We start from the raw sequence: 21,676 nt of genomic DNA on the forward strand, positions 1-21,676 counted from the left end.
TTGGCACTACCGAGGGGGCTCACGGAAAGCCGATTACGCGGTCGGTCCCAGTCCGCTCAGTACCGTCCGCGCCCGTTCCAGCGCGGCCGGGCCCGCCGGGTCGACCTCCAGGTCGGGTGTGATGCCCGTGCCGTCGACGCCGCGGCCGGAGGGGGTGCGGTAGTGCCCGACGGTCAGCTCGGCCACCGAGCCGCCGGGCAGCCGGCTGGGCATCTGCACCGAGCCCTTGCCGAAGGTGCGGGAACCCAGGACGACCGCCCGGCCGCGGTCCTGGAGGGCTCCGGTGAGCAGTTCGGCCGCGCTCATCGTGCCGCCGTCGACGAGCGTGACCAGGGGTCTGGTGGTCTCGCCGCCGGGCTCGGCGTGCAGGGCCCGCTGTTCGCCGTCGACGTCGTACGTGGCGACCAGGCCGCCGTCGAGGAAGGCGGAGGCGGCGACGACCGCCTCGGAGACCAGGCCGCCCGAGTTGCCGCGCAGGTCGAGGACGACTCCCGCACCGGACGGCAGCCGCCGCACGGCGTCGCGCACCTGTGCGCCGACGCCCTTGGTGAAGGAGCTGACCTTGATCACCGTGTCGCCGGTGGCGAGGGTGCGTACCGTCACGGGCTCCGTGGAGAGCCTGGCCCGGCGCACGGTCTCGCTCCACGCGCGTGTGCCGCGCTCCAGACCGAGCCGGACGGCGGTGCCGGCGGGCTCGGCCTCGGCGTCGCCGCGCAGTATGGCGACGACCTCGGTGACGGGCCGCCCGTCGACCCGTTCGCCGTCGACGCTGCGCAGCCGGTCGCCCTCGCGGATCCCGGCGTCGGCGGCGGGCGAGCCGGACCGCACGCCGGTCACCTCGATACGGCCGTCGCTCTCGCGCCGCGCGGAGAGCCCGACGCCGGTGTACCGGCCGTCCAGGGCGTCCTCCAACTCCTCGTACTCGCCGTGGGAGTAGACGGCGCCCCAGCGGTCCCCGCTGCGGCTGACCGCGCGTTCGGCGGCCTCCTCGGGGGACTTGCCGTCGGCCAGCGCCTCGGCGGCCGCCCTGGCCACCGCGTCGTGCCGCTCGGCGGGAGCGGCCGGGTGCGCGGCGTCCGACTCGGGCTTCCGGTCGCTTCCGGAGAACGAGCCGGTGACCCCGCCCGCGACGAGCACACTCGCGAACACCAAGGTCAGGGCGGCCCCGTGGCGTACGCGGCGGGGCTGACAGAACAGGTCACGACCTGACATGCCGGTGAGTCTAGGACAACGCGAGAGGGCCGAACGGTCGCTTGACCGTTCGGCCCTCTTGGTATGTGTCACACCTTCAGGTACTTGCGCAACGCGAAGAACGCGGCCAACGCGGGCATCAGCAGGCTGGTGGCCAGGATGAGCGGCAGCTTGGTCAACACGGCGTCCCAGCCGATGAAGTTGATCAGGTTCAGCTTCTCGGACAGGGCGAGACCGTGGTCGATGATGAAGTACCGGGCGACCACCAGGAAGCCGCAGGCGACACCACCGCCGATGAGCCCGGCGACCGCCGCCTCCATGATGAACGGCGCCTGGATGTAGAACCCGGAGGCGCCGACGAGCCGCATGATGCCGGTCTCGCGCCGCCGGCTGAACGCGGAGACGCGCACCGTGTTGACGATCAGCATCAGGGCGACGACCAGCATGAGCGCCATCACCGCGCGGGCGGCCCAGTTCATGCCGTTGAGGAGGCCGAAGAGGTTGTCCAGGATGCCCTTCTGGTCCTGCACGGACTGCACGCCTTCCCGGCCGTCGAAGGCGGTGGCGATGACCTGGTACTTCTCCGGGTCCTTCAGCTTGATCCGGTACGACTCCTGCATCTGGTCCGGCGTGAGGGAGCTGGCCAGCGGCGAGTCGCCGAACTGCTCCTTGTAGTGCTTGTACGCCTCGTCCTGCGACTCGTACGTCACCTTGTCGACGACGGCCATCTCGTCGAGGTCGGACATGATCTGCTTCTTCTGGTCCGAGGTCACCGCGCCCTTGGCGCAGTTGGGGTCGGACTCGGCGTCGCTCTTGTTGCAGAGGAAGACCGAGACGTTGACCTTGTCGTACCAGTAGCCCTTCATGGTGTTGACCTGGTCGCTCATCAGCAGCGACCCGCCGAACAGGGCCAGGGACAGGGCGACGGAGACGATGACCGCGAAGGTCATCGTCAGATTGCGGCGAAGACCGACACCGATCTCCGAGAGCACGAACTGGGCGCGCATGGCGTCTCGTTAAGCCTTTCGTTCCTCGTCGTCAGTGCTGGTAGCCGTAGACGCCGCGTGCCTGGTCGCGGACGAGGCGGCCCTTGTCCAGCTCGATGACGCGCTTGCGCATCTGGTCCACGATGTTCTGGTCGTGGGTGGCCATGATCACGGTGGTGCCCGTCCGGTTGATGCGGTCGAGCAGCTTCATGATGCCCACGGAGGTCTGCGGGTCGAGGTTGCCGGTGGGCTCGTCCGCGATCAGCAGCTTGGGCCGGTTGACGAACGCCCGCGCGATCGCGACGCGCTGCTGCTCACCGCCGGACAGCTCGCCGGGCCTGCGGTCCTCCTTGCCGCCGAGACCGACCAGGTCGAGCACCTGGGGCACCGACTTGCGGATCTCGCCGCGGGACTTGCCGATGACCTCCTGGGCGAAGGCGACGTTCTCGCCGACCGTCTTGTTCGGCAGCAGGCGGAAGTCCTGGAACACCGTCCCCAGCTGGCGCCGCATCTGCGGCACCTTCCAGTTGGACAGGCGGGCGAGGTCCTTGCCCAGGACGTGCACCTGGCCGTGGCTGCACCGCTCCTCGCGGAGGATCAGCCGCAGGAAGGTGGACTTTCCGGAGCCGGAGGATCCCACGAGGAAGACGAACTCGCCCTTCTCGACCTCCAGGGAGACGTCCCTGAGGGCTGGGTGGCTCTGTTTGGGGTAGACCTTGGAGACGTTGTCGAATCGGATCACGGATGCACCACGGGTCGCCGGGGGTAGATGTGCGTGACCATACGCGAACCGGGGAGCGGACCGCAGTCACCGGTCTGGGTTGCGTATCAGTTGCACGTTTTGTCCCTGGCGGGAGGACGCGCGGGGTCCTCCGGAACCTGGCACAGTGGAAGGGGAACGTTCGTGTCGTTGCGGGCGTTGTTCTGACGGAGCCGGCGGCAAGGAGGGCGAGCGCATGACGTACGACCGGTTGGTGTGCGCGAACTGCGCGGCGCCCGTGAACGAGGGCCGGTGCCCGGTGTGCCGGGCGAACCGCGAGCGGATGCAGCAGGACGGCCCCCTGGCGGGACTGAACCCGATGGCGCTGATCGCGCTGCTGGCGGTGCTGATCGCGGCGGTGGCCCTGCTGGCCCACCAGACCGTCTGACGGGCGCGTAGGGGCTCCCAGGGCCTTCGGAGACATGGCAGAGGGGCCCGGAGCGCTGTGCGCTCCGGGCCCCTTCGCGTGCCTGTGCCGTGCGTAGCCCGACGGCTACCGTCAGGCAGCGGCCCCGCCGCGACCGTTCATCATGCGCGGCAGCAGGCGGAAGCCGATACCGCCCGCGATCATCGTGGCGGCGCCGACCAGCAGGAACGTGGTCTCCGCGGCGCCGGTCTCGGCCAGCTCGTCACCGCTGCCCTGGGCGGCGGTGTCGGAGGCCGGGGCCTCTTCGCCGGTGTCGGTCAGGGCCGAGGAGCCCTCGTCCTGGGTGACGTTGTCGTTGCTGCCGCCGTCGGGGGTGGTGTTGTCGCCGCCACCACCGTTGCCGCCGGTGCCACCGTTGTTGCCGTTGCCGCCGTTGTCGCCGGAACCGCCGTTGTCACCGTTGTCGCCGGTGCCACCGTTGTTGCCGTTGCCGCCGTTGTCGCCGGAACCGCCGTTGTCACCGTTGCCGCCGTTGTCGCCACCCTCGGTGGCGCCTTCGGACGTGCCCTCGGAGGTGCCGACCGAGGTGCCCTCGGACGTGCCCTCGGAGGTGCCCTCGGAGGTGCCCTCGGTCGTGCCCTCCGTGGTGCCGACCGAGGTGCCCTCGGTCGTGCCCTCGGTGGTGCCTTCCGTGGTCCCGTCGGTGGTGCCCTCGGACGTACCCTCCGTGGTGCCCTCGGTCACGCCGACCGAAGTGCCCTCGGTGGTGCCTTCCGAGGTGCCCTCGGTCGTGCCTTCGGTGTCGCCGCCGACGCTCACGCCGAGGTCGACGTTGGTGTCGCCGACACCCGCGCTCACGCCGATGTCGAGCGCCGAGGCGGCACCCGCGGCGGTCAGCGAGGCGCCGGCGGCGATCACGGCGCCGGCCGCTATGCGCGCGACACGGATGCGCGTCTTCTTCGTCATGTGGTTGCTACCCCCAGTAGCCGATTAGTCAGTGAGGCCGCGCTCGGGGCCGTGATCGACGGGAGTGGCTGCGCTTATGTCCCCCGGTTCACATGCGCCCCAGAAATACGCATGCCGCGCCTCACCCTTGCGAATGTTCAAAGCAACGTCAAGGCCATTGCGTACGCGATGTCCAGGTACGGGACGTATGCCGGACACAAAGCGTGTGAGTGTGATGTAAAACCCAGACATCACCGGCGAACGGCGGGCAGAGAAAAGGCAACCGCCGCCCGGTGGACGGCAGTTGCCTTGTCGACAAAGCGGCGTGAGCGCAGCCGCTTCGCGCTACTTCTCCTGCTGCTTGCGCCAGCGAATTCCGGCCTCGAGGAAGCCGTCGATCTCGCCGTTGAACACGGCCTCGGGGTTGCCCACTTCGTGCTCCGTGCGCAGGTCCTTGACCATCTGGTACGGGTGCAGCACGTACGAACGCATCTGGTTGCCCCAGGAGTTGCCCCCGTCGCCCTTGAGGGCGTCCATCTTGGCCTGCTCCTCCTGACGGCGCCGCTCCAGGAGCTTGGCCTGGAGGACGTTCATCGCGGTGGCCTTGTTCTGGATCTGGGACCGCTCGTTCTGGCAGGAGACCACGATGCCGGTGGGGAGGTGGGTGAGCCGCACCGCGGAGTCGGTGGTGTTCACGCCCTGGCCGCCGGGGCCGGAGGACCGGTACACGTCCACCCGCAGCTCGGACTCGTCGATCTCGATGTGGTCGGTCTGCTCGACCACGGGGAGGATCTCGACGCCCGCGAAGGAGGTCTGGCGGCGCCCCTGGTTGTCGAAGGGCGAGATGCGCACCAGCCGGTGCGTGCCCTGCTCGACGGAGAGGGTGCCGTAGGCGTAGGGCGACTGCACGGCGAAGGTGGTCGACTTGATGCCGGCCTCCTCCGCGTACGACGTCTCGTAGACCTCGGTCTTGTAGCCGCGCTGCTCGGCCCAGCGCAGGTACATGCGCTGGAGCTTCTCGGCGAAGTCGGCGGCGTCGACGCCGCCCGCCTCTGCGCGGATGTTGACGAGCGCCTCACGCGCGTCGTACTCGCCCGAGAGCAGGGTGCGGACCTCCATCTCGTCCAGCGCCTTCTTCACGGCCGTGAGCTCGGACTCGGCCTCGGCACGGGTGTCCGGGTCGTCCTCCTCCTCGGCCATCTCGAAGAGCACGCCGAGATCGTCGAGCCGCCCGCGCAGGGCCTCGGCCTTGCGTACCTCCGCCTGGAGGTGGGAGAGCTTGCTGGTGATCTTCTGTGCCGCTTCCGGGTCGTCCCAGAGGGACGGCGCGGCCGCCTGCTCCTCGAGCACGGCGATGTCTGCCCTCATCCTGTCGAGGTCCAGGACGGCCTCGATCGACTCCATGGTCGAGGAGAGGGACTTCAGCTCTTCGGATACATCGACGACTGCCACGCGTCCAGCGTAACGGCTCCACCGACCGGCCCCGGCCGGACCGGGGGCACCGGGCGCGGGCGGCGGGCGTACGGCCGCCCGGGGTCAGGGGGAGGCCGGGGCCGAGTTCCGTGTGTCCTGGGGGCCCTGGTCGGTCTCGTCGGCGCTGGTCGCCAGCCATGTGCCGACGCCGATCGCCGCCACCAGGGCGACCGCGCCGCCGCCCAGGGCGAGGCGGCGGCGGCGTGCGGCGGCGCGGTTGCGGGCCGAGCCGGGGCGTGGGGCGCCGGAGGCGCGCGGGGCGCGGGCGGTGCCCCGGGCGCCGCCCGCCAGCTCGTCCGGGGCGGGTACGCGCATCGAGGTGTGCGTGTCCCGGTTGGAGTCGGCCGGCTTCGCTCCCGGCACCAGGGGCACGGCTCCCCGGCGGCGTACCGGTTCCCCGGCGGGCGCCGAGGAGGTCGCGGGCTCCTCGGGCGCGTCCTCCTCCTGCTCGGCGTCGGGCTCGTCCACGTCCAGCGGGCCCATCCCGGCCAGCATCGGCAGCAGCTCGCGCAGCCGGACGCTCAGCTCGGAGGCGCGCAGCCGGGAGGCGGGTCCCTTGGCGAGGCACTGCACGAGGAGCTGCCACAGCTCGTCGGGGATGCCGGGGAGCGGGACGACCGTCTCGGTGACGTGGCGGCGCAGCACCGCGCCGGGATGGCCGCCGCCGAACGGCGTGAAGCCGGCGAGCAGCTCGTACAGCACCGTGGCCAGCGCGTAGATGTCGACCGCCGCGCGCGGGGGCAGGCCCTCGACGATCTCCGGGGCCAGGTAGTCGGGCGTGCCGATGATCTTCGTGGCCCGGGTGCGCCGGGGGGTGTCGATGAGCTTGGCCACCCCGAAGTCCGTCAGCAGGGCCGGGTGGGAGCCGCCGGGCCCGAGCGGGCCCCGCATGTCGAGGAGCACGTTCTCCGGCTTGACGTCGCGGTGCACGACCCCGGCGGCGTGCGCGGCGGCCAGGCCGTCGGCGACGTCCGCCACGACGGCCACGGCCGCCTCGGGCGACAGGCGCCGCTCGCGGTCGAGGCGGGTGCGCAGGTCCGTGCCGCGGACCAGGTCCATGACCAGGGCGAGGTCGTTGCCGTCGACCACCAGGTCACGGACGGAGACGACGTGCGGGTGCTCCAGGCCGAGCAGGGCCGTGCGCTCCTGGACGAAGCGCGAGACCAGCTCCTGGTCGGACGCCAGGTCCTCGCGCAGCAGCTTGATCGCGACGGGCCCCTCGGGACCCTCGCCGAGCCACACCGTGCCGGCGCTGCCCCGCCCGAGGATCTGGTGGGCGGTGTACCGGCTGCCGATCTTCCGTGCCAAGACTGCTCCTACCGACGCGTGTTGCGCCTAAAAGTACGCGTCCGCGGAGCCAACCTTCACAACGGAGGCGGAAATCACCCACCGGATGTCGACAAATCTCCAGACTCAGCTGCCGGAGGAGCCGCCGCCGCCCGAACCGCCCAGGTCCCCGATCCAGTCGGTCGCCGTGGTGAACCAGTCGCTGAGCTGCTCCCAGTAGCCCTTGCCCGTGCCGATCCAGTCCTGGAGCGGGCTCAGCTCCCAGATCAGCCAGCCGGCCACGAACATGATGACGAGGGTGAACAGGCACCCCTTGAGGCAGCCGAGCCCGGGGATGCGCATCGGGTTCGCGCCGCGCTGTCGCGGCGGGCGCGGCTCACGCCGGGGCGGCCGGGGCTCGGGCGTGGGCGGCGGCGCGTACCGCTGGGGCTGCTGCGGCTGCGGGGTGGCGTACCGCTGCGGCTGTTGCTGCTGCGGGTAGCCGTAGCCGGGCTGCTGGGGCGGCGGGCCCTGCGGGGCCTGCCGGGGCTGCTGCGGCGGGCGGGAGACCTGCCGCTGGGGGCGGCGGCGCAGCGGGTCCTGGTTCGGGTCGAGGTACTGGACCTGCGTCTGCTCGTTGCGGTCGCGGGCGGCACGCAGCTGGTTCTGCCAGGGGTGCGGGTCGTCCGGCCCGCCGGGCTGCTCGCCCTGGCCCTGCCCGGGCGGCACCGGCGGCATGACGGCGGTCGGGTCGGCAGCCCCGCGGTTGGGGAGTACGGCGGTGGGGTCGGCGGCGCCGGACGGGTTGCCGGTGTGCGGCAGGACACTGGTCGCGCCGTTCGGGTCGTAGCCGCCGTTCTGCGGCAGGACCTGCGTCGGGTCGGCGGCGCCCGGGTCGCCCGGGACCTGTGCGGGCGCCGGGTCGGGGACGAGGAGCATCCCCACGTTCTCGGCGGCGCCGATCTGCGCGTTGTTCGCGTGCACGCCGATGCCGTCGGCGACGACGCGCAGGCCGCGGGCGAGGTTCTCGGCGCTGGGGCGTTCGTCGGGGTTCTTGCGCAGGCAGCGCTCGATGACCGTCCACAGCGGGTCGGGGACGGTGGAGGGGCGGCGCGGCTCGGCGCTCAGATGCTGGTGCAGCACTTCGAGGGCGGAGCCGCCGCCGAACGGGGGACGCCCGGTGACCAGTTCGTAGAGCAGGATGCCGGCGCCGTACACATCGACGGCGGAGGTCTGGGGACGGCCCTCGGCGGACTCCGGCGCGACGTACGCGGGCGTGCCGACGAACTCGTGGGTGCGGGTGAGACCGGGCGAGTCGGCGAGGCGGGCGATGCCGAAGTCGGTCAGCATCGGGTGCATCTCGCCGCCGGTCTGCTTCAGCAGCACGTTGGCCGGCTTCAGGTCGCGGTGGACCACGCCGTCCGCGTGGCTGGCGGCGAGGGCGTCGGCGATCTGGGCGGTGAGCAGGGCGGCGGCGACCGGGGTGAGCGGCCCGTTCTCCCGCAGGTAGCGGTGCAGGTCGGGACCGGCGACGAGGTCCATGACGAGCGCCAGCAGTTCCCCCTCCACGACCAGGTCGCGGACCCGGACGATGTTGGGGTGGGTGAGCCGGAGCAGGACGGAGCGCTCCCGCAGGAAGCGCATCACGATGTCGGGGTCGCTCGCGAGCTCTTCCTTGAGGACCTTGATCGCGACGGTCTCGCCGGGCTGTCCGGCCACGGCCGCCTCGGCGCCCGCGGTCTCACGCTGGCGCGCACGCCAGACGGTGCCCGTCGCGCCGCGACCGAGGGGCTCCTCGAGGAGGTACTTGCTGCCTACCGGCCGCACGTCATGCGCTCCTAGTTGCTTGCTGGCTGTTCCGACCCACTGTAATGCCGCGCTCCCGGCACCGGGCTGTCGTCATTCCGCGGTTGTTCCATGGTTCCACTGGCCCGCCGGTAAGCCTTACGTTCCGCTCCCGGGCCGTGTTCGAAGGAAAGACGCTCGACCCGGTCCCTTGGTTGCCGATGCCCGGACGTGACCGATCTCAAGCCGACGGTCTTCGATCACCTCCGAGGCACCTGTCAGGCATTTTTGGGGTCAGAGCCGACCAATCAAGATCATTTGACGGCGGGAGACGGGCGCGTTGTCAGCGGCAGGTGCGAGGATGCGGGGAGAACTGGCCGACGTGCTCGTGTGGCGGTGGGGGAAGTCCGCGGTGGGTGACCGTGGTGACGGCTTCTGCCCGGCGCGCGGGCGCCCGCGCGAAGGGACCGCTGACGGCGATGCAGATCCGGCTGACCGTCGTAGACCCGCTGGGCCCGCATGCTTCGGCGGGGGGCCGCGCCGCGAGCAGCGACGTGCTGGTCACCGCGCCGGCCGGCACCGCGCTGGCCGCCGTCGCCTCCGCGCTGGCCGCGGCGCTCCCCGGCGGTGAGACCCCGGGCACCGGCCAGGTGGTGCTGTACGCGGGCGCGCACCGGCTCGACACCCAGCGCAGCACCCTGGGCGAGCCACCCCTGATCGACGGCGCCGTGCTCTGCCTGGGCGCCCCCGGCGAGCCCGACCCGGACACCGAACCGGCCGGTGTCCCCGCCCAGCTCCACGTGGTCGCGGGCCCGGACGCGGGCGGCGTCCACCTCCTGCACGGCGGGCAGATCCGCCTCGGCCGCTCCGCCGACGCCGACGTCGCGCTCGACGACCCGGACGTCTCCAGGATGCACTGCGCGGTCACCGTCACCCCCGACGCCCGCGTCTCGGTCGCCGACCTCGGCTCCACCAACGGCACCATGCTGGACGGCACCCGCGTGGGCGACCGCCCGGTCCGCTTCGCGCCGGGCGCGCTGCTGCGGATCGGCGAGTCGGCCCTGCGGCTGGTGCCGGTCCAGCGCGAGGCGACGACGCGGGCGGCGACGACGCCGGACGGGGAGGGGTACGTACGGCTGTCCGGGGCGGCGGCCCCCGCAGCGGGCCGCGGTGACGCCGACGAGGTGGCGCACGCGCGCGTGGCCGACGGGGCGCACGCGGGCGACACGGACGGTGCCGCCCGAGCGGAGGGCCCCCGCCCGGCGGGCGCCCCCTCCAGGGACGCAGGTGTGACGAGCGGCACCGCACGCGCGGGCGGCGCGGCAACCGCCGGCTGGGACACCCCGGCCCACGGGACCGGAACCGACGGCGCGGGCCGCCCGGGGGCCGGTGGATGGGGCAGCCCGGCCGGACTGGGCCACCAGGCCGACGGACCTTCGGGGCACGGCCGGGGTGCGACACCCACCGAGCCGCCCCAGGTACCGGGCCAGGGCGGTGCGCCCCGCATGGAGAGCCACGGCACGGGCCCCACTCCCGGCTTCCCCAGGCAGGCCCCCGCGGGGGGCGAGACCCACGGCGGGGCGGCGTCCTACGGGGCGTTCGACTCCGCGGCGGGCGGGTACGGAGCGGGCGCGTTCGGAGGAGGCGCCGCCGATCCGGACGGGTCCGACGCGCGTACGTCACGGGGTGGTGAGCACGGAACGCGCTCCACCGAGGCCGGCGGGTCGGACGGGGGTACGTCACGCGGTGGCGGCCATGACGGCACCCCCGCCGCCCCGGACGGCTCCGGCACCGCGACCTCACGCGACGGCAGGCCGACCGCTCGCGGGGGCGAGCCCCGAACCGACCCCTCCGGCCAGTCCGACCAGTCCGGGCCCGGCACGGGAGCACCCCGCCGCCGGCCCTCCGGTGCGGGCGGATCCCACCCGAGCGCACCCGGGCGCGGCGGCGACGACGGTGGGGCCCCGGACGGTGGCACCGGACGTAAAGGCACCCCCCTGCGTGGCACCGACCTCCCGCAGGGTGTGCGGCGGCGCGGCGGTATCGGCGCGTGGGCGCGACGGCTGACCGGGGGACGCGGGAGCGCGCAGGACGACACCGCCACCGGTGCGCACGCCTACGACGACGAGGCGGCCGGACCGGCACCCACCGCACCCGGTGGCGCCTCGCACGCCCCGGAGACCTGGCCGGACGCCGCGTCGCTGCTGCTGACGGCGCTCGGCCCCGGACCCCGGCTGTGGGAGCGGGGCCCGGCGCACCCGGAGGCGCTGACCGTGCGGCTCGGTACGGCCGACCGGGTGGCGCCCGGCGGTACCGAGCCGTTGCCCGCGGTCCCCGTGACCGCCGGGCTGCGCGAGGTCGGGGCGCTCGGCCTGGCCGGCCCGCGCGCCCGGCTCGCCGGGCTGGCCCGCTCGGTGCTGGCCCAGCTCGCCGCGCTGCACTCCGCGGAGACCCTGGAGATCGTCCTGATCAGCGCGGACCGCTCCCGTCCGCTCGCCGAGCGGACCGCCGAGTGGTCCTGGCTGGGCTGGCTCCCCCAGCTGCGTCCGGCGCACGGCCAGGACTGCCGCCTGCTCCTCGCCCACGACCGCGAACAGGCCATGGCCCGCGCCCACGAGCTGGTCCGCCGCCTGGACGACCACCTGTCGGACGCCCGGCCCAAGGTCAGGCCGGCGACGCCCCCCGGCAGCACCCGGCAGCCCTCCTGGGCCCGCCCCGACGACGGCACCGACCCGGCCGACGGCTTCGCGGGGCCGTACAGCGTGGTCGTCGTGGACGGGGACCCCGGCGGGGCCGACGTGCGCGAGACCGTGGCGCGGCTGGCCCTGGAGGGACCGCGGGCCGGCATCCACGTCCTGTGCCTCGCCGAGACGGCCGCCGCCTCCCCCACCTCGCCCGTGGCGGAGACGTACGAGGCGGCCTGCGCGGTGTCACCGGTGTTCCGGGAGTGCGGTGCCGTGGCGCTGCTCAGCGGCGACGTGGCGACGGCCCTGCGGCTGCTGCGCGTCGCGCGCACCTCCGGCGAGGCCCCCGCCGGCCCGGTCGGGCACGGCACCCTCGGCACGGTCGACGCCGTCTCCCTCGCGTGGGCGGAGCGGTTCGCGCGCGCCCTGGCCCCCCTGCGCACCGACGCCCCCGCGGGCGGCGAGCGGCACACGCGGGTGGCCGCGCCGCTGCCCCAGGCGGCCCGGCTCCTGGACGAACTGGGCCTGGCCCGCGCCACCCCGGCCTCCCTGATGGCCCGCTGGGCCGACGCCGCCGACGACACGCACGCCCTCGGGGGTCGCGCCCACGCGGTGCTGGGCGCCGGACCGCGCGGCCCCGTCACGGTCGACCTCGCCGCCGAGGGACCGCACCTGCTGGTCGAGGGCCCGCCCGGCAGCGGCCGCACCGAGCTGCTGCGGGCGCTCGTCGCCTCCCTCGCCGCCGCCGACCGCCCCGACCGTCTCGGCGTCGTCCTGATGGACGGCCGCGACAGCGTGGGCACCGACGGCGGGCACGGCGAAGGACTGGCCGTCTGCACGGACGTACCGCATGTCACCACCCACCTCACCGCCAACGACCCGGTCCGCATGCGGGAGTTCGCCCAGTCCCTGAGCGCCGAGCTGAAGCGGCGGGCGGAGCTGCTCGGGCGGTCGGAGTTCCCCGAGTGGCACACCGGACGCGAGGTGTCGGGCCGTCTGGTCGCCCAGCGCACCCCGCCGGACGGCGCCCCCGGCACCGGGTCGGGGCCCGACGACGGGGACCTCGACTCCCCGCCCAGCTCCACCATGCGGCTGCGCCCGGGAGCGGCCCGGCGCCGGTCCGGGGCCGTCCCGCCGCTGCCCCGCCTCGTGGTGGTCGTGGACGATCTCGACGCGCTCGTCACTCCCCCGCTCGGCTCGCCCGGACGCCCCGCGGCCGGTTCGGTCGTGCGTGCGCTGGAGGCCGTCGCGCGGGAGGGCGGGCGGCTGGGCGTGCACCTGGTGGCCGCCACCGCGCCTGGCGGCCGTACGGCCCAGACGGAGCCCGCCCAGCGCGCCACCCTGCGCATCACGCTGGACACCCCGGCCCCGGGGCCGGACGAACCGATGCCGGGACGCGGCCGGTTGACCCGCCCCGACGGACCCGCCGTGGTCTTCCAGGCCGGGAGGGTCACCGGCCGCATCCCGCGCACCGCGACCCTGCGCCCCACGGTGATCCCGCTGGAGTGGCACCTCATGGGCGACCCGCCCACCCGCCGCCCGGTACGCGAGCTGGGCAACGGCCCCACCGACCTGGCCCTGCTGGCCAGCGCGTTGGAACGGGCGGCCCGCGAGGTGGAGGCGGCACAGGTGCCGTCACTCCTGTGACGCCGGGCCCGTAACCGACAGCCCGTCCGGCGTTTGAGGACGAGGCCGTCCAGGCCGAACCGGGGGTCCGGGGGCGGCAGCCCCCGGCGACGCCCACACCGGTGCCGCCCACCTGGTCACGACGCGGTCACGATCCCCCCGCTGACCGCGGACGCGGTCTTGCCGCCCTCACCCCCCTGGCGTACACCAGAGCGCACGGAAGAGCGCTCAACGTTCGACGAGGCACGAAGAACGGGGCAGTGATGCGCACGAGCAGCACCATGGGGCCACGCAGGACCCTCGGCAGAAGCACCCGGATCGCCGCCACCCTCGCCGCGGGAGCGCTCGCGCTCTCGCTCACCGCGTGCGGTGGCGACGACGACAACGGCGGTGGCGACAAGGGCGGTCAGGGGGACGGCGGCAAGGACACGGCCGCCACCGTCACCCTCCCGAAGCTGGACGGCGAGACTCTGGAGGTCGCCGCCGTCTGGACCGGCGCGGAGCAGGAGAACTTCAAGAAGGTCCTCGCCGAGTTCGAGAAGCGCACCGGCGCCAAGGTGACCTTCGTGCCCGCCCAGGACCCGATCATCAACTTCCTCGGTTCGAAGATCGCCGGCGGTGCCCCGCCGGACGTGGCGATGCTCCCGCAGCCCGGCGCCATCAAGCAGGCCGTCGAGAAGGGCTGGGCCAAACCGCTCGGCGCGGAGGCCGCCAAGGAGCTGGGCGAGAACTACTCGCCGGGCTGGCAGGAGATAGGCAAGGTCGGCGGCAAGCAGTACGGCGTGTACTACAAGGCCGCCAACAAGTCGCTGATCTGGTACAACGCGCAGGTCTTCGAGAACGCGGGCGCCGCCGAGCCCAAGACCTGGGACGAGCTGCTCACCGCCGCCCAGACGATCTACGACTCGGGCGTGACCCCGTTCTCCGTCGGCGGCGCGGACGGCTGGACCCTCACCGACTGGTTCGAGAACGTCTACCTCTCGCAGGCGGGCCCGGAGAAGTACGACCAGCTGGCCAAGCACGAGATCAAGTGGACGGACCCGTCCGTCAAGGAGGCCCTGACCACCCTCGCCGAGATCTGGGGCAAGAAGGACTACGTGGCGGGCGGCGCGTCCGGCGCGCTCCAGACCGAGTTCCCGGCCTCGGTGACGCAGACCTTCACCGGCGGCGACCAGCCGAAGGCGGGCATGGTCTACGAGGGCGACTTCGTGCAGGTCAACATCGGCGAGACGGACGCGGAGATCGGCACCGACGCGAAGGTGTTCCCCTTCCCGGCGGTCGGCGACACCGCGCCGGTGGTCTCCGGAGGCGACGCGGCCGTGGTCCTGAAGGACTCGAAGGCGGCGCAGGCGCTGGCCACCTGGCTGGCCTCGCCGGACGCGGCGACGATCCAGGCGAAGCTCGGCGGCTACCTCTCGCCGAACAAGAACGTCGAGGCGTCGGCGTACCCGAACGACGTGCAGAAGAAGATCGCCGAGGCGCTGGTCGCGGCCGGCGACGACTTCCGCTTCGACATGTCGGACCAGGCTCCGCAGGCCTTCGGCGGCACGCCCGGCAAGGGCGAGTGGAAGGCCCTCCAGGACTTCCTGAAGAACCCGAAGGACGTCGAGGGCGCACAGCAGCGGCTGGAGGCGGACGCGGCCGCCGCCTACGGGAGCTGACGGATGACGTCGGCCACGGCGGCGGGGACCTCACCGGGCCCCGCCGCCCCCAAGTCGCGCAGGAGCGTGACCGGCACCCGCAGGACCGTGGCGGCCCTGTTCCTGCTCCCCGCCCTGGTGCTGCTCGGCGCGCTCGTGGTCTACCCGATCGGGTACTCGCTGGTCCGCAGCTTCTACGACCAGTCCGGCGACTCCTTCGCCGGATTCGACAACTACCAGGCGCTGTTCACCGACGACGGCATCCGCACCGCCCTGAAGAACAACGTCATCTGGGTGGTGTTCGCGCCGACGGTCGCCACCGCGCTCGGCCTGATCTTCGCGGTGCTGACCGAACGGATCCGCTGGGGCACCGCGTTCAAGCTGGTCGTCTTCATGCCGATGGCGATCTCGATGCTGGCGGCCGGGATCATCTTCCGCCTGGTGTACGACCAGGACCCGGACAAGGGCGTCGCCAACGCGGTGTGGGTGGGCGTGCACGACACGTTCGCCGAGTCGTCCGCGTTCCCGAAGGCGCACCCGGGCCGTGACTCGCCGCTGGAACCGGCCGGCGGCGGCGCCTTCGTCACCAAGCAGCCGGTCGAGGCCGGCACCGCGGTCGTCCTCCCCCTCGTCGGCGTCGCCCCCGACCTGATGCCGGACGGCGCGGAGAAGGCCGTACCCGCCGAAGCCGAGGACGGGAAGATCACCGGCACCACCTGGCAGGACTTCACCCGCGGCAAGGGCGTCGGGAAGCTCAACGGCGTCGACGCGGCCGAACTGGGCTATGCCGGGATGACGATCGAGGCGGTGAAGGACGGCAAGGTCGTCGCGTCGGCGAAGGCGTCGGGCGACGGCACGTTCACGCTGCCCGCCGCGGCCGACGGGGCGCTGCTCAGACTCCCCGCCGACAACTTCAAGGAGCCCTACAACGGCCTGAACTGGCTCGGCCCCTCCCTCGTCACCCCGGCCATCATCGGGTCGTACGTGTGGATGTGGGCGGGCTTCGCGATGGTGCTGATCGCGGCGGGTCTCGCCGGGATGCCCCGGGAACTGCTGGAGGCCGCCCGGGTCGACGGCGCCAACGAGTGGCAGGTCTTCAGACGGGTCACGGTGCCGCTGCTGGCGCCGGTCCTCGCGGTCGTGGCCGTCACCCTGATGATCAACGTGCTGAAGGTGTTCGACCTGGTCTTCATCATCGCCCCGGGCTCCTCGCAGGACGACGCGAACGTGCTCGCGCTGGAGCTGTACCGCAAGGGCTTCGCCTCCGACCAGCCGGGCATCGCGAGCGCCATCGCGGTGTTCCTGCTGCTCCTGGTGATCCCGGTGATGTGGTTCAACGTACGGCGACTGCGGCGGGAGGTGCGGCGATGACGGCGAAGCGTTCCCTGGGGGCGCGGCTGGCCGAGGGCGTCAGCGGCGGCCTGGTCCGGGTCTTCCTGATCGTCGTCGGCCTCTTCTGGCTGGTGCCCACGATCGGCCTGCTGCTCTCCTCGCTGCGCACCCCGCGGGACATGGCGGCGAGCGGCTGGTGGGAGGTCTTCACCAAGCCGTCCCAGCTCACCTTCCAGAGCTACGAGGACCTGCTGGCGAACGGCGACATCACCTCGTCCCTCCTCAACACCGTGCTGATCACCGTCCCCGCGACGGTCCTGGTGGTGGTCATCGGATCGCTGGCCGGGTACGCCTTCGCGTGGATGGAGTTCCCGGGCCGCGACTGGTGGTTCCTGGCCGTGGTCGGGCTGCTGGTCGTCCCCGTGCAGGTGGCCCTGATCCCGATCGCCGAACTCTTCGGCAAGATCGGACTGTTCGGGTCGATCGTCGGCGTGGTCCTCTTCCACGTCGGCTTCGGCCTGCCCTTCGCGGTGTTCCTGCTGCGGAACTTCTTCGCGGAGATCCCCCGGGAGCTGCTGGAGGCGGCCCGGCTGGACGGCGCCGGTGAACTGCGGCTCTTCGTGCGGGTCGTGATGCCGCTCGGCGGGCCCGCGATCGCGAGCCTCGGCATCTTCCAGTTCCTGTGGGTGTGGAACGACATGCTGGTCGCGCTGATCTTCTCGGACTCCGGGAGCCAGCCGATCACGGTCGCGCTGCAGACGCAGGTACGGCAGTTCGGCAACAACATCGACGTGCTGGCGCCGGGCGCGTTCATCTCCATGGTGATCCCGCTGGCCGTGTTCTTCGCGTTCCAGCGGCAGTTCGTCTCCGGCGTGATGGCGGGCGCCGTCAAGTAGCCGCCGCGACACCACCCTTGAGTGGGCGGACCGGACACCGGTCCGCCCCCTCATCCGTACGGGCACCGTGCGCGGCGAGGATCCCCCGAATGCCGCAGCGGCCGTAACCGAATCACTCCATTGGCCGTTCCCGGCGCGAACGCCCGCGCCGACCCCGCCGACCCATGGATGTTCCCGTGCCCAGGTTCAGTGTCATCGTGCCCGCGTACCAGGTCCAGGCCTATCTGCACGCGTGCCTGGAGTCGGTGCTGTGCCAGTCGTACCAGGACTTCGAGGTGATCGTCGTCGACGACCGGTCGCCGGACGCGTGCGGTGCGATCGCCGACGAGTTCGCGGACCGCGACGCGCGCGTACGCGCCGTGCACCTGCCTCAGAACCAGGGCCTCGGCCCCGCCCGCAACGTCGGCATCGAGCGGGCGGGCGGCGACTACCTGGTCTTCCTCGACGGCGACGACACCCTCGCCCCGGGCGCGCTCCGGGCCCTCGCCGACCGCGTGAAGGAGACCGGCGACCCGGACGTACTGGTCTACGACTACGCCCGGACGTACTGGACCGGCGAGACCGTCCGCAGCCAGGCGGCCGCGCACCTCACCGAGCAGGGACCGGCGCCGTTCCGGCTGGCCGACCGGCCGGGGCTGCTGCGGCTGCTGATGGTGGCCTGGAACAAGACGGTGCGGCGGGAGTTCGCCGAGCGCGAGGGCCTCACCTTCCCGCCCGGCTACTACGAGGACACCCCGTGGACGTACCCGGTCCTCCTGACCGCGGAGTCCGTCGCCACCCTGGACCGGGTCTGCGTCCACTACCGGCAGCGCCGCCGGGGCAGCATCCTGGGCACGCCGAGCGAACGCCACCTGGACGTCTTCACGCAGTACGACCGGGTCTTCGCGTTCCTCGAGTCGCATCCGGAGCACGACCGCTGGCGGCCGGTGCTGTACCGCCGCATGTGCGACCACCTGGCGACCGTGTTCACCCGCCCCGACCGCCTCCCGCGTTCCCAGCGCGCCGAGTTCCTGCGCCGGGCGCGGGTCCACTGCCGCCGCTACCGGGTCGCCGGTGCCCCCGCCCCGGCGCCGGTCCGGGTGCGCCACGCCCTGCTCCGGCTGGGCCTGCGCCGTACCTGGGAGACCCTGCGGCTGGCGTCCGCACTGCGCCGACGGACGGCGAGGGCCGCCGCCGGCTGGCTGCGGGCCGCCCGGACCGGCACCCTGCGCCTGCACTACCGGGGCCAGCGCCTCCTCCCGCTGAGGACCGACCGCGCCCTCTTCGCCGTCGACGGCGGCGGGGGGTACGGCTGCAACCCCGGGGCGCTGGAGGACGCGTTCCGCCGCTGCGCGCCGCATGTGCGCACGGCGTGGGCCGCCGCCCCCGCGCACCACCACACGGTCCCGCCCGCGACCCGGCGCCTCACTCCCGGCACGGCCGCCTACTGGACGGCCCTGGCCCGCTCCCGGTACCTGGTGCACAACTCCGCCTTCGACAGCGGCCTGGTCAAGCGCCGGGGCCAGGTACTGGTCCAGACGCAGGCCGGGACGCCGCTCGCGCACGCGGGCCTGGACCTCCAGGAGCGGCCGGCCGCCGGGGGCGGCACCGACTTCGCCCGGTTGCTGCGCGAGGTCGACTCCTGGGACTACGTGGTCTCCGCCAACCGCCACTCCACCCTCACCTGGGAACGCGTCCACCCCGGCGGCTACACCACCCTGGAGTACGGCCAGCCCCGCACCGACGCCCTCCAGCGGGCGACCGCCGCGGACGTGGCCCGGCTCCGCGAGACCCTCGGCATCCCCGAGGGCACGGTGGCGATCCTGTACGCGCCCGCGCACCGCGACTACCGGCGCACCCAGCGCTCCGCCCTGGACCTGGAGCGCGTCGTACGCCGCCTCGGCCCCCGCTTCATGGTGCTGGCCCGCGCCCACCCGGGCCACGACGTCCGGCCGGCCGCGTCCGTCGGCCGGGTCCTGGACGTGAGCGGTCACCCATGCGTGGAGTCGCTCTGCCTGGCCTCGGACGCCCTCGTCACCGACTACGCGTCCCTGATGTTCGACTACGCGGGCCTGGACCGGCCGATCGTGCTCCACGCCGACGAGCCGGAGGCGTTCGAGGCGGCCCGCGGCACCTACGTCGACCTGCGCTCCGTCCCGCCGGGGCCGATCGCGCGGGACGAGGACGAGCTGATCGCCGTCTTCGCCGGCGGCGACTGGTACGGCGCCCGGTCCACCCGGCTGCGGGCCGAGTTCCGCGAGCGGTTCTGCCCGTTCGACGACGGCCACGCCGCCGAGCGCGTGGTGCGCCGGGTGGTGCTCGGCCAGACCCGGCTGCCTCCGGTGGTGCCACCCGGCGCCCGCCGTCCGCCCGCGGCGGCGGTCGCCCGCACCCCGCTGGCCACGGTCCCGCAACCGGCCGGGCCGCGCACCGTCACCGACAGCCTCTGAGCGCCGTTTGTCCCTCGGGAGCCCCGGGTGTCGCGGCCGGCGCAGGGCTCCCGCCCGGACCAGCACATCGAGAGAAAGAGCAGCATGCCCCGCTTCAGCATCATCGTCCCGTCCCATGGGGTCGCGGGGCGGCTCTCCCAGGCACTGGACTCGGTGCTCGACCAGTCCTTCGGCGACTTCGAGCTGATCCCGGTCTGCGACGCCCCGGACACCGCCGCGGCGGACGTCGCCGAGGAGCACTCCGGACGGGACTCGCGGGTCACGCCCGTGCACGCCCCGCCGTCGGCCGGGCTGGCCGGGGCGCGCAACGCCGGGATGCGGGCGGCGACCGGCGCGTACCTGCTGTTCCTCGACGGCGACGACGTCCTCGTGCCGGGCGCGCTGGCGGCGCTGGAGGCGCGGCTGGCGGACACCGGGGGCGTCGACGTGCTGTACTTCGAGTACGAGCGGGTGCCCTGGTGGGAGGGCGAGGCCACCAACCCGGCCGCCCCGCTGCTGGCGAGGACCCCCGACGGCGCCTTCACCCCCGACCGCGCCCCCGATCTGACCGGCGTGCGGCTGCCCGCGTGGAGCGCCGTCCACCGCCGCACCTTCCTCACCGAGCGCCGGCTCGCCTTCCCCGACGGGCACTTCACGGACATCGGTTTCGGCGCCCTGGTCGCGGCGCGCGCCGAGCGCGTGGCGGTGCTGCGCTCGGTGGTCGTCCGGCATCTGGTGCGGCGCCAGGGCAACCGGCTGAACCTGCCCGGCGTGCACCACGGTGACCTCCTCGACCAGGCCGAACTGGCGCTCGCGCACGCCGCCGAGCGGGGACTGCCGGACGCGCGCCGCGGGCCGCTCTTCGAGCACCTGTTCGCCGCGATCCTGAAGACGGCGACACATCCGCGGCGGCTGACGAGCCGGCAGCGCCGGGTCTTCTTCCGGCGCGCGAGCCGCCTCTACCGCCGCCACCGCCCCGCCGGCTTCCGCCCGCCGGGCGGCCGGCTCGGCGTCCAGCACCGGCTGCTCGCGGCGGGGTCGTACGCCGGCTTCCGCGCCCTGCGCGCCACCAACCGGGCACTCACCGGGGCGCTGCGCCGCCTGCCGTGGCCGCGGGGGCTGCGCACCCGGCTGCTGTACCGCCGCCACCTGCGCCGCCCGCTGGATCCGAACCTCGTCGTGTACTGCGCCTACTGGGGCCGCGGCTACGCGTGCAGCCCGGCCGCGATCCACGCCAAGGCCCGCGAACTCGCCCCGCACCTCAGGTCGGTGTTCCTGGTCGAGGCGGACCAGGCGCACACCGTGCCGGAGGGCGTCGACCACGCGGTCATCGGCGGCCGGCGGTACTGGGAGGTGCTGGCCCGCGCCAAGTACCTGGTGAACAACGCCAACTTCGCGGAGGGCGTGGTCAAGCGCCCCGGCAGCGTGCACGTGCAGACGCAGCACGGGACCCCGCTGAAGACGATGGGCGTGGACCAGTCGACGTACCCGGTGGTGGCCGCGGCCAGCGGCAGCTTCACCAGGCTGCTGGGCCGCGTGGACCGCTGGGACTACAACGTCTCCGCCAACCGGCACTCCACCCAGGTGTGGGAGCGCGCCTTCCCGGGCTCGTACGAGCACCTGGAGTACGGCTATCCGCGCAACGACGTCTACTGCACGGCGACCGCCGAGGACGTGGCCCGCGTCCGCCGCGAGCTGGGCGTCCCGGAAGGGGCGACGGCGGTCCTCTACGCGCCCACGCACCGGGACTACGAGAGCGGCTTCGGCGCGGGCGCCCTGGACCTGGAGGCGTTCTGCGAGGCGGCCGGCGAGGGCGTGGTGGTGCTGCTGCGCGCCCACTACTTCTACGACCGGGGCGGCCGCGCGGGCAGCGGCCGGATCATCGACGTCACCGCGCACCGCTCCTCGGAGGACGTGTGCCTGGCCGCGGACGCGCTGGTCACCGACTACTCGTCGATCATGTTCGACTACGCCAACCTGGACCGGCCGATCGTCGTGTACGCCGACGACTGGGACGTCTACCGGGAGACCCGGGGCGTCTACTTCGACCTGATGGCGGCGCCGCCCGGACCGGTGGCGCGGACGCCGGAGGAGTTGGCCCGCGTCTTCGGCGACGGCTCGTACGCGGGCCCGGAGTCGGCGGCGCTGCGGGCGGCCTTCCGGGAGCGGTTCTGCGAGTTCGACGACGGCCGGGCCGCCGAGCGGGTCGTGCGCCGGGTGCTGCTCGGCGAGCCGCCCGAGGCGCTGCCGCCCGTGATCCCGCTCGCGGAGCGCGTCCCGGCCCCCGCCGCCACCCTCGTAAGGAGCTGACCCCGCC

The 21,676-nt window shown here is 73.5% G+C and carries 14 protein-coding genes; 7 read left to right on the plus strand and 7 right to left on the minus strand.

All coding sequences use genetic code 11. The features are described from left to right. Positions 1–33: 33 nt before the first annotated feature. From OIE75_RS14310 to ftsE, 3 genes are all read right to left on the minus strand, one after another. On the minus strand, positions 34–1,212 hold the full coding sequence (locus tag OIE75_RS14310) for a S41 family peptidase (RefSeq protein ID WP_307012565.1): 1,179 nt from the start codon (positions 1,210–1,212) through the stop codon (positions 34–36). Between the two features lie 68 nt (positions 1,213–1,280). Next, positions 1,281–2,198: a permease-like cell division protein FtsX gene (gene ftsX / locus OIE75_RS14315; RefSeq protein WP_122619808.1), complete on the minus strand. Its 918-nt coding sequence runs from the start codon at positions 2,196–2,198 to the stop codon at positions 1,281–1,283. A 31-nt stretch (positions 2,199–2,229) separates the two neighbouring features. Next, positions 2,230–2,919: a cell division ATP-binding protein FtsE gene (ftsE, locus tag OIE75_RS14320; protein ID WP_307012568.1), complete on the minus strand. Its 690-nt coding sequence runs from the start codon at positions 2,917–2,919 to the stop codon at positions 2,230–2,232. A gap of 214 nt (positions 2,920–3,133) precedes the next feature. On the opposite strand from ftsE, the gene OIE75_RS14325 reads away from it, so the two are divergent. After that, the gene (locus tag OIE75_RS14325) at positions 3,134–3,325 is read left to right on the plus strand and encodes a hypothetical protein (RefSeq protein WP_307012570.1); all 192 of its coding nucleotides are present in this window, start codon (positions 3,134–3,136) and stop codon (positions 3,323–3,325) included. 111 nt (positions 3,326–3,436) lie between these two features. Here OIE75_RS14325 and OIE75_RS14330 read toward each other — a convergent pair whose 3' ends face one another. The 4 genes from OIE75_RS14330 to OIE75_RS14345 form a co-directional block, all read right to left on the minus strand. Continuing rightward, on the minus strand, positions 3,437–4,270 hold the full coding sequence (locus OIE75_RS14330) for a hypothetical protein (RefSeq protein WP_329471122.1): 834 nt from the start codon (positions 4,268–4,270) through the stop codon (positions 3,437–3,439). 324 nt (positions 4,271–4,594) lie between these two features. After that, the gene (prfB, locus tag OIE75_RS14335; protein ID WP_307012573.1) at positions 4,595–5,701 is read right to left on the minus strand and encodes a peptide chain release factor 2; all 1,107 of its coding nucleotides are present in this window, start codon (positions 5,699–5,701) and stop codon (positions 4,595–4,597) included. Between the two features lie 84 nt (positions 5,702–5,785). Further along, positions 5,786–7,030, minus strand: a complete 1,245-nt coding sequence (locus tag OIE75_RS14340) for a serine/threonine-protein kinase (RefSeq protein WP_329471123.1) — start codon at positions 7,028–7,030, stop codon at positions 5,786–5,788. Positions 7,031–7,135: 105 nt separating this feature from the next. Then, the gene (locus OIE75_RS14345; protein WP_329471124.1) at positions 7,136–8,815 is read right to left on the minus strand and encodes a serine/threonine-protein kinase; all 1,680 of its coding nucleotides are present in this window, start codon (positions 8,813–8,815) and stop codon (positions 7,136–7,138) included. A 437-nt stretch (positions 8,816–9,252) separates the two neighbouring features. Here OIE75_RS14345 and OIE75_RS14350 point away from each other — a divergent pair, with 437 nt between their 5' ends. The 6 genes from OIE75_RS14350 to OIE75_RS14375 all read left to right on the plus strand — a co-directional run bounded on the left by OIE75_RS14350 (position 9,253) and on the right by OIE75_RS14375 (position 21,669). Then, positions 9,253–13,104, plus strand: a complete 3,852-nt coding sequence (locus tag OIE75_RS14350; RefSeq protein ID WP_329473988.1) for an FHA domain-containing protein — start codon at positions 9,253–9,255, stop codon at positions 13,102–13,104. Between the two features lie 242 nt (positions 13,105–13,346). Next, positions 13,347–14,744: an ABC transporter substrate-binding protein gene (locus OIE75_RS14355; protein WP_329471125.1), complete on the plus strand. Its 1,398-nt coding sequence runs from the start codon at positions 13,347–13,349 to the stop codon at positions 14,742–14,744. 3 nt (positions 14,745–14,747) lie between these two features. Beyond that, complete coding sequence (locus OIE75_RS14360; protein WP_329471126.1) at positions 14,748–16,094, plus strand: carbohydrate ABC transporter permease; 1,347 nt, start codon at positions 14,748–14,750, stop codon at positions 16,092–16,094. After that, on the plus strand, positions 16,091–16,951 hold the full coding sequence (locus tag OIE75_RS14365) for a carbohydrate ABC transporter permease (protein WP_122619799.1): 861 nt from the start codon (positions 16,091–16,093) through the stop codon (positions 16,949–16,951). The genes OIE75_RS14360 and OIE75_RS14365 overlap by 4 nt, the downstream gene beginning before the upstream one ends. Before the next feature lie 176 nt (positions 16,952–17,127). Next, positions 17,128–19,380 carry a bifunctional glycosyltransferase/CDP-glycerol:glycerophosphate glycerophosphotransferase gene (locus tag OIE75_RS14370; RefSeq protein ID WP_329471127.1) on the plus strand — a complete coding sequence of 751 codons (2,253 nt, stop codon included), beginning with the start codon at positions 17,128–17,130 and terminating at the stop codon, positions 19,378–19,380. Positions 19,381–19,464: 84 nt separating this feature from the next. Continuing rightward, complete coding sequence (locus tag OIE75_RS14375; protein WP_329471128.1) at positions 19,465–21,669, plus strand: bifunctional glycosyltransferase/CDP-glycerol:glycerophosphate glycerophosphotransferase; 2,205 nt, start codon at positions 19,465–19,467, stop codon at positions 21,667–21,669. Positions 21,670–21,676 lie beyond the last annotated feature (7 nt).

Origin of the sequence: Streptomyces sp. NBC_01723 (assembly GCF_036246005.1) — a bacterium.
Classification (GTDB): Bacteria; Actinomycetota; Actinomycetes; order Streptomycetales; family Streptomycetaceae; genus Streptomyces.

Excerpts from the sequence above, each read along its gene's own strand:
- OIE75_RS14310 (WP_307012565.1), bottom strand. The coding sequence starts at position 1,212 with ATGTCAGGTCGTGACCTGTTCTGTCAGCCCCGCCGCGTACGCCACGGG.
- ftsX (WP_122619808.1), bottom strand. The coding sequence starts at position 2,198 with ATGCGCGCCCAGTTCGTGCTCTCGGAGATCGGTGTCGGTCTTCGCCGC.
- OIE75_RS14325 (WP_307012570.1), top strand. The coding sequence starts at position 3,134 with ATGACGTACGACCGGTTGGTGTGCGCGAACTGCGCGGCGCCCGTGAAC.
- OIE75_RS14330 (WP_329471122.1), bottom strand. The coding sequence starts at position 4,270 with ATGACGAAGAAGACGCGCATCCGTGTCGCGCGCATAGCGGCCGGCGCC.
- OIE75_RS14350 (WP_329473988.1), top strand. The coding sequence starts at position 9,253 with ATGCAGATCCGGCTGACCGTCGTAGACCCGCTGGGCCCGCATGCTTCG.
- OIE75_RS14355 (WP_329471125.1), top strand. The coding sequence starts at position 13,347 with ATGCGCACGAGCAGCACCATGGGGCCACGCAGGACCCTCGGCAGAAGC.
- OIE75_RS14360 (WP_329471126.1), top strand. The coding sequence starts at position 14,748 with ATGACGTCGGCCACGGCGGCGGGGACCTCACCGGGCCCCGCCGCCCCC.
- OIE75_RS14365 (WP_122619799.1), top strand. The coding sequence starts at position 16,091 with ATGACGGCGAAGCGTTCCCTGGGGGCGCGGCTGGCCGAGGGCGTCAGC.
- OIE75_RS14375 (WP_329471128.1), top strand. The coding sequence starts at position 19,465 with ATGCCCCGCTTCAGCATCATCGTCCCGTCCCATGGGGTCGCGGGGCGG.